Here is a 14,324-nt window from a genome sequence, read left to right as displayed (position 1 = left end):
TGCCTTGGCCACTTTGTTCCTCAAAAATCTTATAACTAATAAATCCTAAAATAATGAGAAAAAATTTATTACTCTTTTTCCTCTTGTCGATGTTGGGGCTTTCCCAGCAATCGCTTGCACAACAGCGTAGTATTACGGGTAAAGTAATAGCTGCCGAAACCAGAGAAACCTTGGTTGGTGCCAATATCCAAATCTCAGGCACTACCAAAGGAACGTCTACCAATGCCGAGGGGTACTTTACGTTGACTGTTCCAGAAACGGCAAAAAGTTTGACTGTTTCTTATGTAGGTTATACCACTCAAACAGTTACCATTGGTACACAGACCAATCTAGTCATTGCGCTTGAATCTAGCAATCAATTGAACGAAGTTGTTGTGGTAGGTTATACTTCTTCACGCAAGCAAGACCTCACAGGTTCGGTAGCAGTGGTAGACATGAAGCCCATCAAAAATATTAGTTCGGGTAACCCGATGCAAGCCTTACAAGGTCGTGTAGCTGGTTTATATATCGAAAAAGATGGCTCGCCTAATGGCTCAAACAGCCGTATTTTGATTCGTGGTGCCAATACTTTGGGCAATAACGACCCTTTGTATATCATTGACGGTATTCCGACAACTCGTCCTGAGGTTTTTCAGAATATTAGTCCTAGCAATATCGAATCTGTACAAGTTCTAAAAGATGCTTCTGCGGAGTCTATCTATGGTGCTCGTGCTTCTAATGGGGTAATTATCGTAACGACCAAAAATGGTGGTAATACCAATGGAAAAGTAGAATTCCAGTTCAATAGTAGTGTTTCTTTCCAGTCAGAAAAAGCGATGCGCTTCAAAATGCTCAATGCCGCTGACCGTGGTAGAGCTCTTTGGCAGGCATCTATCAACGATGGACAAGACCCTGCTTCGGGATATGGTGAGATTTACAATTTTGATTGGAACAAAAATTTTAGCAATCCTATACTCAATAGCGTTACTCCAAAACCATTCGTAGGTGGCGACCCAAACACACCCGTTGGCGATACAGATTGGCAGTCGGTTATGTACAGAATGGGCGTAGTTACTCGCAACGATTTCACGATTTCGACAGGTAATAAGACATCATCATTGGAAGTAAACTTTGGTCAGTTGAAAAATACAGGTATGCTTCGTTTTACTAATTATGACCGCTTAAGTGGTAGTGTCAATGCTATGACGCGTGCCTTCAACGATAAAGTTCGTATTGGCTTAAACCTTCGCGTGGCTAACTCAAACGAAACTCTTACCGCTACCGATTTAGGTGGTGCTACTACGACAGGATTGGCTGTGAGCTTAGTTCCAACTATTCCAGTGTACCAAAAAGACGGTGTGACTTATGCGGGTGCATCGGGTGGCGGTTACTCTGATCGTAACAACCCATTGCACATGCAGGATATTGCAAAATGGAACAATGCCAATCGCTTGAGTACTTTCGGAAATATCTTTATTGAGGTACAACCTATCAAAAATTTGTTCTTCAAAACTAACTTAGGAGCAGATAACGCTAGTTACCAAAACAAGATTATTACGCCAACTTTCTCAGAAGGTGCTTTTAACCGTACTACTAACAGTTTGACGTTTGACCAAAACCAATATTTGAGCCTAACTTGGTCAAATACACTTCGCTATAACTGGGATTTGAACGACAAACATCAATTCAAATTCTTATTGGGTACAGAATATATTAAAACTACCCTCAATACGCAATTCTTGAAAAAAGAAGGATATGCTTTACAAAACGAAGACTATTTTACTTTGAGTGCAGGTACAGGAAATACAACACTTACGGGTAACGTAACAGGCAATATTCTATTCTCACAATTCGGACGTGTAGATTATACTTACAGCGATAAATATTTGGCAGCGTTAACGGTTCGTCGTGACGGTTCGTCAAGATTTGGTACTGACAACCGCTATGGTATTTTTCCTGCGGCATCATTGGGTTGGAAATTAGATAAAGAAGATTTCTTGAAAAACAATAATACTGTTTCTGAATTAAAACTTCGTGCTGGTATTGGTCGTGTAGGTAACCAACAAATTGGAGATATTGCTCGCTTTGGTTTGTTTGACACTCGTTATGGTACTACACAAGCCCAATTAGTAGGTGGTTTTTGGGAACAATACATGAACATCGGAACGGCTTATTCTCTTTCTGGAGCTAATACGGGGACTTTACCATCAGGTTTTGTACAAACACAAGCAGCCAACGCAGGGTTGAAATGGGAAACTACTGACGAAGTAAACGCAGGTATCGACTTTGCCTTTTTGAATAATAAATTCTTTGGTTCATTCGATTACTTTACTCGTCAAACTACAGGTATTTTGATTACTCCTCCAGTAGCAGCAACATTAGGCGAAGGTCAAACCAAAGCGGTAAACGGTGCTTCTAAATCAAACAAAGGTTGGGAGTTGGTATTGGGTTATCATGGTGAAGTAGACAACGGTTTGAAATATAATATCTCTGCCAATTTTGCTCATTTTAGAGATAAAATTACTGAATTACCTGAAGAAGTACGTCCAGCATATCCTGGCAACTTGGTGAGTACGATTATAGGGCATTCTCAATTTGATATTTTTGGTTACAAAACTGCGGGTTTATTCCAGTCACAAACAGAAGTTGATGCCGCTCCAAAACAAGTTGGCGCAGCACCAGGACGTATCCGCTACGTAGATATTAATAATGACGGTAAAATAGATGACCTTGACCGCACTTGGATTGGTACTACTTTGCCAACATTAGAATACGGTATTCGTTTTGATATGACTTATAAAAACTTCGATGTGTCTTTATTTGGTTCGGGTGTAGCGGGTCGTACAGGTTTTGATGTGTACACTACTTACAACAATTTAATGCGTAGCCGTGAAAACGTAGGACCAGGGGTATTCGATGCTTGGACTCCACAACACACTAACACAACAGTGCCAGCACTTACCTTAAAAGACAATAACAACGAGACTCGTACTTCGGACTATTTTATGGTGAATACTTCGTATTTCAAAATGCGTAATGTGCAAGTGGGTTATACTCTTACACCAAAAGCTGTTTTCTCTAAGCTACGTGTATATGTAATGGGCGAAAACTTATTCTGGATTAAAAGCAAAAGCTACCAAGGTCCAGACCCTGAGCGTATCGACATCAATCCTGTGCCGATTCCACAAACATTCACATTTGGTGTAAATGCATCGTTTTAAGGCAATTGGCTTTAAGCGATAGGCTATCGGCATCAATAGATATTTTGACGCTAGTATTGAAAGTACACTACGTAAAACATTTAGGCTGTATTTCTCATTGCTTAACGCATACAGCTTACAGCCTAAAGCAACCATTGTAAACTCATGAAAAGAAAAATATTTTCCCTCTTATTTGTCACTGGCTTACTTACCATGAACTCATGTAAAGATGCCCTTGATTATACACCCAAAGGTGTGCTGTCCTCATCTGATTTAACTTCACCGACGGCGGTTGATGGATTGGTTACTGCTGCGTATGCAGCTATCGGTAATGGCGATATGATTGGACCGATTTATAGTAACTGGGTCTATGGAAGTGTCCGCTCTGACGATGCCTATAAAGGTGGTGGTGGTACAGGCGACGTTGGCGAAATCGATGCTATTGAGCATTACAACCTCGTTACGCCTTCTATAAATGCTTTTGTAACTCGTACATGGCAGAATCTTTTTAAGTCGATTTCAAGATGTAATGTAGCATTGCGTGCAGTAAACTCACTTAGCGAAGCTAGCTATCCTAATAAAAAAACTCGCTTGGCTGAACTTCGTTTCTTACGTGCGCATAGCTATTTTACGATGAAGCTTTTGTATAAAAATATACCCATTTTTGATGAAGCTGCTTCTTCGGAGGAAATTCTGAAAGTTTCGAATAATTTGAGCAACGAAGAGTCATGGAATAAAATCGCTGCTGATTTCCAATTTGCGATTGATAACCTTCCTACTACCCAAGCAGAATTGGGACGTGCCAACAAAGTTGCAGCACAGGCTTACTTGGCTAAGTTACGTTTATATCAAGCTTATGAACAAAACGAAACACACCAAGTAGTCAATATCAATAAAACTCGTTTGCAAGAGGTGGTTACTTTAACACAAGCAGTAATCTCTTCAGGTAAATACAGTTTGAGTAAAGATATTGCTGATAACTTTTTAGCAGAAACCGAAAATGGTTCTGAATCAATTTTTGCTATTCAGTTTACTATAAACGATGGTACAACGTCTGGACGCTTGAATTTTGAAGATGGTTTAAACTATCCTCACGGCGCCCCTCAGTACGGCTGTTGCGGATTCCACGCACCAAGCCAAAACTTGGTAAACGCCCACGCTACCGATGAAAATGGTTTGCCAAAATTTGATACTTTCAACGATTCAAACATCGACTTGACTACCGCTACAGTTGACCCACGTCTTGATCATACCGTAGGTATCGATGGTCACCCATACAAATACGATAATACTAAGCCATTCAGCAATAGCTGGGTTCGTGATGCAGGGGTTTATGGAAATTTCCACTCGATGCGTGCACAACAGTTGGCAAGTAGTTCTTCGTATTTCAAACTTGGACCATTTATGGGAACTGCCAAAAACTACGATATTTTACGCTATGATGATATTTTGTTGATGCAAGCAGAAGCCTATATCGAATTGGGACAGCAAGCAAGTGCGTTACCATTAATCAATTTAGTAAGAAAGCGTGCTTCTGAAAGTACTGGTAGACTCAAAAAAGCTGATGGGACATTTGCGTCAAAATATCTTGTAAAAGAGTACACAGCTACAGGCTGGACACAAGCTTATGCACGCAAAGCTTTACAATGGGAACGTCGTATGGAGTTTGCAACTGAAGGTCCTCGCTTTTTTGATTTGGTTCGTTGGGGTATTGCCGAACCTACGCTCAATGCCTATATCAACAAAGAAAAAACAAGACGTACTTTCTTGAATACTGCCAAATTTACCGCAGGTCGTGACGAATACCTACCTATTCCACAAGCTGAAATTACCTTTACCAATGGCTTATACAAGCAAAACCCAGGTTACTAGGGATATTGAGTAAATGAGTGATTTATATACTTAGATTCATATACATTGGGAAAAATGGAGACTTTAGGGGGAGCGAAGGTTTTAATAATTGGTTTATCTTCCTCCTTCTACTGTTCTTTTTTCTAGTATTTTCAACAAAAAAGCCCTCAAGAAATATCTTGAAGGCTTTTTACTTATCTATCCCTTTTTACTTAAACAAATGATACAGGTTTTAACCAACCTAAACCATCAAACTAACTCAATAATACATTAACCTTAAAACACCAGAAATATTCTTCGCAACTTTCAAAGTTTGTCTTGTATAGCCATATTCATTGTCGTACCATACATACAATACGACACTATTTCCATCTTTTGATACAATCGTCGCTTGGCTATCAAATACCGAAGGGCTTGGGCTCCCAATAATATCTGAAGAAACTAGTTCTTCGGACATTGAATACTGGATTTGCTCAACCAAATCTCCTTTGAGAGAAGCTTTTCGAATGATTTCGTTTACTTCCTCTTTGCTTACCGTACGACCTACTTGTAAATTCAAAACTGCCAAAGAACCATTAGGCGTTGGTACACGTATGGCATTGCCTGTTAACTTACCAGCCAACTCAGGAATCACTTTGGCAACAGCTTTATCAGCACCTGTTTCGGTAATTACTAAATTTTGCGCCGCCGAACGTCCTCTTCTTGACTTTGGATGATAATTATCCAATAAGTTTTGATCGTTGGTATAAGAGTGTACCGTTTCGATGTGTCCACGTTCTATTCCTAATTCTTGATGAATGACTGACAAAATTGGAACAATCGCATTTGTGGTACATGAAGCTGCTGAAAAAATAGTTTCACCTTCTTCATAGGCTAAATTATTTACTCCTGCAACAATATTTGGAATATCGCCTTTGCCTGGCGCTGTCAATAATACTTTGCTAACTCCTTTTGCTTGAAGGTGTTTGCTTAAGCCTTCACGATCACGCTTCACACCAGTATTGTCAATCACCAAAGCATCGTCAATATCATATTGTGTATAATCAATCGACTCTGGCGAAGAGGCATTAATCATCTGTACTCGCTGTCCATTGATAATCAAACATCTATTTTGCTCATCAACGGCTACTGTTCCCGCAAATGGCCCATAAATAGAATCATTTCTGAGCAAATCTGCACGTTTGTAAATATCTTCTGCCGAATGGTCACGAGTTACAATGGCTCTCAAACGTAACTGTTCTCCTTTTCCAGCCATACCTACCAACATTCGTGCTGCCAAACGACCAATTCGACCGAAACCATACAGCACTACATCTTTTGGTGTCAGACTCAATCTATCTTTTCCTACAAAATCACCTAATTTTGTAACTACAAACTGCTTGGCATTATCATACAAAACAGATTCTTGTAACCACTCACTACCTAAACGCCCCATGTCTATACGTGAAGGCGAAATTTCGATTTCATGAATGGCCTGTGCTAATTCTAAAGTTACTTGTACTGTTATAGCTTGACCTATAAAATTTTGTGCGTAATCATGTAAACTTAACAAGCCAGAAGAACTTACATCAAACATTTGGTTTCTAAAAAGAAGAAGTTCTACCGATTTTTCAAACCAAAGTTTGCCCACAACATTTACCAACTCCAGCGCTGCTTTTTCATCTTCAATCCAACTGCTCAGTTCTTGTTCATAAATAGATTCTTGTATCATGATTAACTCGTTTCAAGGTTTGTTTTGTTATAAGAAAAGATACGATGTAAATCGTGATACAAATGTAAGATGGCGGAATATTAATTCTAAGCGAAATTTCGCTAAATATCTATAGGTATAAATACTATAAATTTTATAATTACTTAAAACTTACGCTAAACCAAATGAATGAGATGTTATATCTACTTATTATTATCTAAAATTTTACCCAAATCCTTCTATATTACTTTTAAACGTAGTTTTTAAGTAAAATTTGGTGTTATAACTAAACCATATTTTTACTAATAGGTTTGTCCATAGCGATTTATAGAGAGACATAAAGACCTCAAACTCCTCATTTTCTCCAAAAGATTTTTACCTCCATTCTATAAAAAGTCCTAAATCTTATTACCTTTGCAACACCAACCTCAAACAGGCTTTAAGCCACAAATGCCCATGATTTTCTAATTTTTAGTCCCTACGCGGTACTTTATTTTTCCCTCCTATTTTCCTAGTCAAAAACTAGGCTTTTCTCTTTTTGAGAAAGCTATACTATTTTACCATTATCTTATTGTATCGTAATTTTCAATGAAAAAATACATTGAACTATTCCTCGAAGCTATTCGTGGAGAAGAACAGAATTATACGCAAATGAGCATCAATCGTGCGATTTTTCTTCTATCTATTCCTATGATATTAGAAATGATTGGAGAATCGCTATTTGCGATTGTTGATGCCTTTTTTGTATCTAAAATTAGCATAGAAGCCATCGCAACCGTTGGTTTGACCGAATCGGTACTTACGCTCATTTATTCTGTAGCTATTGGCTTGAGCTCAGCTGCTACAGCTATTGTTTCGCGCCGAACAGGAGAGGGAAATCCCGAAGCTGCTGCCCATGCTGTATCTCAGGTAATTCTTATTTCCTTAGTTTTATCGGCACTTGTTGGAATCCCTGGGGCAATTTTTGCCGAACAAATACTCGCACTCATGGGTGGCGAACCCCACTTGATTGCAAAAGGAGCCTTGTTTACTCGCTTGATGTTTATTAGTAGTCCAGCTATTATTTTGCTTTATACCCTGAGCGGTGCGCTCCGTGGTGCTGGCGATGCATCTACGGCCATGCGTTCGATTATCTTGGCTAATATCATCAACATGGCTCTCGATGCAGTCTTAATAATGGGGCTGAAGTTTGGTGTTGAGGGTGCAGCCATTGCTACTACTATAGGTAGAACCATCGGAGTATTATATCAGTTATGGTCTTTGCAAAAAGGTCAAGGCAATCTCCGTCTGGAGTTGAGATTACTCAAACCAGATTGGACTGTTCTCAAAAACTTGATTGCTATAGGTTCGGGTGGTACAGGTCAATTCTTGATTCAGTCGGCAAGTTGGATTTTCTTAACTCGTATTATTTCAAGTTTTGGAAGCGATGCCGTGGCAGGTTACACTATTGCTATTCGAATTATCGTATTTACGATTTTACCAGCATGGGGTATGGCCAATGCGGCTGCTACTTTAATGGGACAAAATTTAGGTGCTAATCAGCCCGACCGTGCCGAAAAATCAGTATGGCGAACAGCCTTTTACAATATGATATTCTTGCTGTTGGTAGGCTTATTGTTTTTAGGTTTTGCCGAAAATTTTATTTCAATTTTTAACAGCAATCTTAAAGTGGTAGAAGTAGGAGTGTTGTGTTTGCAAATTATGAGTGCGGGGTATCTCTTTTTTGGTTATGGAATGGTCATCGGACAGGCGCTCAATGGTGCTGGCGATACTCGCACACCAACGATTATGAACTTTATTTGTTTCTGGCTTATCGAAATTCCTTTGGCTTATCTGATGGCACAATACTGGCATTGGGGACCGCTTGGGGTATTCTTATCCATCGCCATTGCCGAATCTATTTTGGCATTGATGGGCATCTATTTCTTCAAAAAAGGTCGCTGGAGAACCATGAAGGTGTAAATTTAGGAAATGAGTAATTTTTTTAAATATGAATTTTACTTGTAGAGACGCAATACTTTGCGTCTAAATAGGTACCCTTCTGAAATAGAGTATCAAAAAGGTGGGATGACTCATTTTTATGATTTTTGTAAAAGCTCCATAGGAGCGACAGTTTGGTAGTAAAGAACCATTTCCCTGAACGGTTAAAAGAGCGCCGTAGGTGCGAAAGAATTCAAGATAGTCTGCTTTCTTTCGCACCTAAGGCGCTTTTAAAAGGAAAAACAAAGTGATTTTATTTATTACACTTATAGGATAAGATGTTGTAAATTAGGATTTTATACTCACAATTCAGCACTAGTACTGAACGAAGGTTTAAGTTTTGTTTTAAAATAAAATTGCAGTAGCGACACCCCTTGCGGTTGCCCAACTCAACATGGCAACCGCAAGGGGTGTCGCTACTGCAAAAATGCTCATGATAGGAATGCTTCTGAACAACATAAAACCCTTCATCCAGTCCTAATTCAGCACTAATACTTAGTCATACAGCGTTAAAAATGATAAATATGATTCAATTGTTGTACCGATAAAACCGACTCTTGAAGTTCCATATTTTTGAGCCCAAGCGCTGGTGTTTTGAGCAATGATGCCACAATTGAATCAATAATACCCTCAGGTAATTCTTGTTGATGTTGCTGTAGTTTTTCTTGAATGGTGGTTTTGTAATGTTGTTTTAAAGATGCCAGAAAATGATTAATAGGCAATGCACTATACCATTTCATAAATTGAGCTAACTCTTGTTCAATAATCACTTGTACCTCACTGACAGCCGCTTGGCTTTCAGCTTTGTTTACATCGATTTTTTCCACTAAACTATCAATATTGATTAATTGAACCCTTTGTTGAAGCATTGCAGACAATTGAATACTTGCAGGAACAGCCAAATCAATTAATACCTTGAGCGAACTTTTTTGGAGAAAATAGCTATCATTTATCAACCCTTTTATTGCTACACTCGAAATTACCACGTCAAAATCAGAGAAATATTGAGGTATTTCTGAAAAAGGAAGATAAAAATAGGATTCACGTGTTTTAGCAAGTGCTTGGGCTTTTTCGATGGTGCGATTGGCAATGACAACATTTTCGAAACCTTGTGAGTCCAAATATTTGACCACGTCTTTAGCGATTTCTCCAGCTCCCAAAAGCAATATCTTGGCTTGTTTGCCAACGAGCCTTTTAGCGTGCTCCACTGCCAAATAACTCGTAGATTGTGAGCCTTTGAGAAATGCTGTTTCGTTGCTGATACGTTTGAAAGAACGGAAAACTTGTTGAAATAGCCGCTCAAATACCCCCGAAATAAGCCCCATGCTTTGACTTTGCAGATAAGCACTTTTTACTTGCTGAATAATCTGTTTGTCGCCCAGCACCATCGAACGCAAGCCTGTAGCTACCTCCATGATATATCGAGAAGCAACCTGCGTGTCTTCGATGATTTTGAGCAAATGCCCATTTATCCACACTTTCTTGAATGTCAACATCTCTTCAATCATTTCTTTTGCTGTGGTTGTATCCGATTCAAAATACAATTCGGTACGGTTACAAGTCGACAACAACATCAAAGATTTTACATCGTGATGGGTTTGGAATTTCTCCAAAAAGACTTGTATTTCCTCTCCCGAGAACTGCAATTGTCCACGAACCGCCACATCAGCAGTTTTGTATGAAAGCGATATTACCTTAATAGATTGCATGGAATTTGGGAAAAAGTGGTTAAGGTACTAGGAACAAAACGTATTCGCTTTTTCTAAAATTTTCGTGCTTTTAGCAAAACCCTTTTCTGAATTCTTATATCCTGCCCGATATAATGCTCCATCAATAAGTTTCAAGAAAAACAAGTTGATTTTAGATCTAGCATCCAAACCATACACTCGTCAGCTTGGGGTTTGGGGTTAGCATTTAAAAAAACATAACACTAATAGGCGAACTAAAGTAAACCCTAGAAGAGATGAATACAGCTGCTTTGGTCAATGACAATAAAGGTAAAGCAGCAATTTTTATAGATTTGTCTATGTGTTTGTTAATAACTGTTGCATTATGTTTACATGACAAAATTGGCACCTTTAATTGTATAAATCAAATCGATATTTTATATGAATTCATAGATTGAAACTATAATGATTCAAGACTCTTAGGCAACAACCATATCACAAAGACTTACTACATCCTTAGATTTTAAGAAAAGGACTTTGTATCAATAGGTTTTCTCAACACTTGAAGAAATAAGGCATTATAAAAACAAAAAAGTACCTTAGTTACAACAGAATTTTGTTGCACCTACGGCACTAAATTGTATGTAGTATGATTTTTTATTCAATCACTTTCTCTAATCTACAAAAGCAAATCGAGCAGTGAAATGTCGTAGCATTGGGGCTTCATAAGTCAATTTTACGCCTTTAAGTTTTTCTCTTTCTTGAAAAATCTCAATAATCACCTCGGCTACATAATCGATATGACTTTGGGTATATACACGACGAGGAATCGCCAAACGCACCAATTCCATCGCAGCGGGCACAAGCTGAGCATTTTCGTCATATTTGCCAAACATCACACTACCAATTTCACAAGCACGCACGCCACCTTTTTGGTATAGTGCAATGGCTACAGATTGCCCCGGATATTGCTCTACTGGAATATGTGGGCAAAAGTTTTTGGCATCTAAATAAATCGCATGACCGCCTGTTGGACGCATAATTGGCACTCCTGCTTCAATTAATTTATCACCCAAATATTCGACACTGCGAATACGATAATGCAAATAATCTTCATCCAGAATTTCTTCTAGTCCCTGCGCAATAGCCTCTAAATCACGACCTGCCAAACCTCCATAGGTCGGAAAACCTTCAGTTACAATCAAAACATTGCGACATTGCATAGCCAAGTTTTCATTATTCATCGCCAAAAAACCTCCAATATTGACCAAAGCATCTTTTTTGGCACTCATGGTCATACCATCGGCATAGCTAAACATTTCTTGACAAATAGATAAGATACTTCTATCAGCATAGCCTTGTTCACGTTTTTTAATAAAATAGGCATTCTCGGCAAAACGACACGCATCAATAAATAAAGGCAAGCCATATTGGTCACAAACCGCACGAACGTCTTTGACATTTTGCATCGACACAGGCTGACCTCCGCCAGAGTTGTTTGTCACGGTAATCATCACCATTGGGATATGTTCGACGCCAGTGGCTTCGATAAATTCACGTAGTTTTTCTACGTCCATATTACCCTTAAAATCTGCAATAACTTCTGGGCGTTTACCGTCTTCATTAAGCAAATCCACGGCATTGGCTCCTGAAAACTCGATATTGGCACGAGTGGTATCGAAGTGAGTATTATTAGGAATATATTTTCCATCTTGTCCGACAATCGAAAACAGAATTTTTTCAGCCGCACGCCCTTGGTGCGTCGGAATTACATATTTCATACCCGTAATCAACTTTACCATTTCCTCGAAACGGTAAAAACTACGGGAACCAGCATAGCTTTCGTCACCATCCATGATGCCTGCCCATTGCTTGGCGCTCATGGCAGAAGTACCACTATCGGTTAGCAAATCGATAATAATATCCTCAGCTTTGATAAGAAATGGGTTATAGCCCGCTTCGGCTAAAATATGCTCGCGCTCCGATGCTGTCGTGAATTTGATGGGTTCTACAGCCTTAATTCTGAATGGTTCAATGATCGTTTTCATAAAATTTGAAGAATATTTATCATTGAAAGACGATGAGCTACGGCATGGTTTTTACCCAAAGTGACGCAACATTTTGCATCTCTTCGAGAATATCCAAAACCCCATGAAAGATTGTTCAAGACACAAAATATTGCACCTCTACAAAATCATCCAATAGACTTTCGTCTCTCAGTGAAATGAGATTAATAAAAAAGAAAAGCGAAAAATTAGCAAACAGACAAGGCGAAAGCGTCTCTATCCTTGATATTCTGGAAGAGCGACTTTGAAGTGAATAAAGATGAAATGAATAAATCCATATTACGTATGAATTTGTTTGGGTTTGTTTGTAGGTGCAAAGATAGTTTATTTGAGGGGATAGGCAAGAGGCACTAGGCATTAGTTAATATACATGAGAGTTCTTCACTTACAGTATTCAACTGTTGCCTCCTTGCCTGTTCCCTATCCCCTTTTTCATTATATCGTCTGTGAAAAAAGCCTGTGTTGGGGATTTTCTCTAATCATACGCATATCAAACGCCATGCAGATATTGCGAATAAACGTTTTGCCAGCTTCCAAAACCTCCACGCCATTGTCGTGCAAAACAATCAAATCGTCTTCTATAAATGGTTGAAGTCTTTCGACAAGAGCTTCTTTCTCTTCAAAAGTCCAAGTATTAGTATCCCACGTGGTGTTGAATCGACAAATCAGATTAAGGATTTGCTCTCGAATTTTGAGGTCTTCGTCATTCAGAATGTGTCCACGGTGAAGAGGCAACTTATTTTGATTGATACTTTCCATGTATGCCTCGATTTCTTTTACATTTTGGGCAAAAGCCGTCCATGAATCGCTAATAGAAGATACGCCCAAACCAATCATCACTTTGGTCTGTGTGGTGGTATAACCCATAAAATTACGATTGAGTGTCCCATTTTGGCGCGCTATATACATTGAATCACTTGCCAATGCAAAGTGATCCATGCCTATTTCGAAATAACCATTTGCTTCTAACATTGCTCTACCTTTTTCATACAGCTGACGTTTCAATGCAGGACTTGGAAGGTCTTCATCTTTAAATCCTCGCTGACCGTTTCCTTTAATCCAAGGTACGTGAGCGTAAGAATAAAACGCAATACGGTCGGGCTTAAGCGCAATTGTTTTTTGGATAGTATCTTCAATACTTTCCAAAGTCTGAAAAGGTAATCCAAATACCAAATCATGACTGATTGAATTGTAGCCCATCTTGCGACTTAATTCTGTTACTTGTTTTACTTGTTCAAAAGGTTGAAAACGGTGAATAGCCGTTTGAACACGCAAGTCATAATCTTGCACGCCATAGCTGACACGGGTAAAACCTAGTTCGTGGAGTACCTTTAAATGTTCGGCTGTGGTATTGCCAGGATGCCCTTCAAAACCAAATTCTATTTCATCAGCTAGTTTGGCTTTGGCTAAAATCCCTTTTACTAATCGAGCGAGATTGCTAGGCTTGAAAAAGCTTGGAGTACCCCCTCCAAAGTGTATTTCTGCTATTTTGGGTATATCCGACAGTAGGCTGGTATAAATATCCCATTCTTTCAAAAGGGCATCAATGTAAGGTTCTTCAACAGAGTGGTTTTTGGTGATACGTTTGTTACAACCACAAAAAGTGCACAGACTTTCACAGTATGGCAGGTGAATATATAGACTGATTCCTTGATGGTTGCTTTCAGCAAAACTTTTCTGCAAGCTTTCTATCCAAGCTTTCTCAGTAAATTGTTCTACATTCCAAAATGGTACGGTAGGATAACTTGTATAGCGTGGCCCAGGAACGTTATATTTTTGGATAAGGCTAATCGTTGACATAATATTGATTACATTATTTTCTCTCAAAACTAAAATGAATCGAAAGCCTTCAGAATGATTTTTATCATGCGTAAAAATGATTAGGATAGCT

At 38.9% G+C, this 14,324-nt stretch carries 7 protein-coding genes; 3 read left to right on the top strand and 4 right to left on the bottom strand.

What is annotated here, in order from left to right; genetic code table 11:
• The first annotated feature begins 53 nt into the window (after positions 1 to 53).
• A complete protein-coding gene (locus QM491_RS20835; protein ID WP_283329461.1) occupies positions 54 to 3,200 on the top strand; it encodes a SusC/RagA family TonB-linked outer membrane protein in 3,147 nt (1,048 codons plus the stop codon).
• Between the two features lie 144 nt (positions 3,201 to 3,344).
• Positions 3,345 to 5,051, top strand: a complete 1,707-nt coding sequence (locus QM491_RS20830; protein WP_283329460.1) for a RagB/SusD family nutrient uptake outer membrane protein — start codon at positions 3,345 to 3,347, stop codon at positions 5,049 to 5,051.
• Between the two features lie 238 nt (positions 5,052 to 5,289).
• On the opposite strand, the gene QM491_RS20825 is transcribed toward QM491_RS20830, so the two are convergent.
• Complete coding sequence (locus QM491_RS20825) at positions 5,290 to 6,741, bottom strand: glyceraldehyde-3-phosphate dehydrogenase (RefSeq protein WP_283329459.1); 1,452 nt, start codon at positions 6,739 to 6,741, stop codon at positions 5,290 to 5,292.
• A gap of 567 nt (positions 6,742 to 7,308) precedes the next feature.
• Between QM491_RS20825 and QM491_RS20820 the strand changes: the two genes are divergently transcribed.
• The gene (locus QM491_RS20820) at positions 7,309 to 8,682 is read left to right on the top strand and encodes an MATE family efflux transporter (RefSeq protein ID WP_283329458.1); all 1,374 of its coding nucleotides are present in this window, start codon (positions 7,309 to 7,311) and stop codon (positions 8,680 to 8,682) included.
• Positions 8,683 to 9,209: 527 nt separating this feature from the next.
• Here the strand turns inward: QM491_RS20820 and hemA are convergent.
• The 3 genes from hemA to hemN all read right to left on the bottom strand — a co-directional run bounded on the left by hemA (position 9,210) and on the right by hemN (position 14,233).
• Positions 9,210 to 10,409 (bottom strand): glutamyl-tRNA reductase, encoded by a 1,200-nt coding sequence (gene hemA / locus QM491_RS20815; RefSeq protein ID WP_283329457.1) that lies wholly within the window; start codon positions 10,407 to 10,409, stop codon positions 9,210 to 9,212.
• 632 nt (positions 10,410 to 11,041) lie between these two features.
• Entirely contained in the window at positions 11,042 to 12,415 is a 1,374-nt protein-coding gene (locus tag QM491_RS20810; RefSeq protein ID WP_283329456.1) for a tryptophanase, read from the bottom strand.
• Between the two features lie 453 nt (positions 12,416 to 12,868).
• Positions 12,869 to 14,233, bottom strand: a complete 1,365-nt coding sequence (gene hemN, locus QM491_RS20805; protein ID WP_283329455.1) for an oxygen-independent coproporphyrinogen III oxidase — start codon at positions 14,231 to 14,233, stop codon at positions 12,869 to 12,871.
• Between the last annotated feature and the right edge of the window lie 91 nt (positions 14,234 to 14,324).

This window comes from Flectobacillus longus, from assembly GCF_030056705.1.
Classification (GTDB): domain Bacteria; phylum Bacteroidota; class Bacteroidia; order Cytophagales; family Spirosomataceae; genus Flectobacillus; species Flectobacillus longus.
Note: the sequence above shows the minus strand (reverse complement) of the source record. Positions and strands in the feature narration are given on the sequence as shown.

Bases quoted from the DNA above. Each gene is read 5' to 3' on its own strand.
- QM491_RS20835 (WP_283329461.1), top strand. From the start codon at position 54: ATGAGAAAAAATTTATTACTCTTTTTCCTCTTGTCGATGTTGGGGCTT.
- QM491_RS20830 (WP_283329460.1), top strand. From the start codon at position 3,345: ATGAAAAGAAAAATATTTTCCCTCTTATTTGTCACTGGCTTACTTACC.
- QM491_RS20825 (WP_283329459.1), bottom strand. From the start codon at position 6,741: ATGATACAAGAATCTATTTATGAACAAGAACTGAGCAGTTGGATTGAA.
- QM491_RS20820 (WP_283329458.1), top strand. From the start codon at position 7,309: ATGAAAAAATACATTGAACTATTCCTCGAAGCTATTCGTGGAGAAGAA.
- hemA (WP_283329457.1), bottom strand. From the start codon at position 10,409: ATGCAATCTATTAAGGTAATATCGCTTTCATACAAAACTGCTGATGTG.
- QM491_RS20810 (WP_283329456.1), bottom strand. From the start codon at position 12,415: ATGAAAACGATCATTGAACCATTCAGAATTAAGGCTGTAGAACCCATC.
- hemN (WP_283329455.1), bottom strand. From the start codon at position 14,233: ATGTCAACGATTAGCCTTATCCAAAAATATAACGTTCCTGGGCCACGC.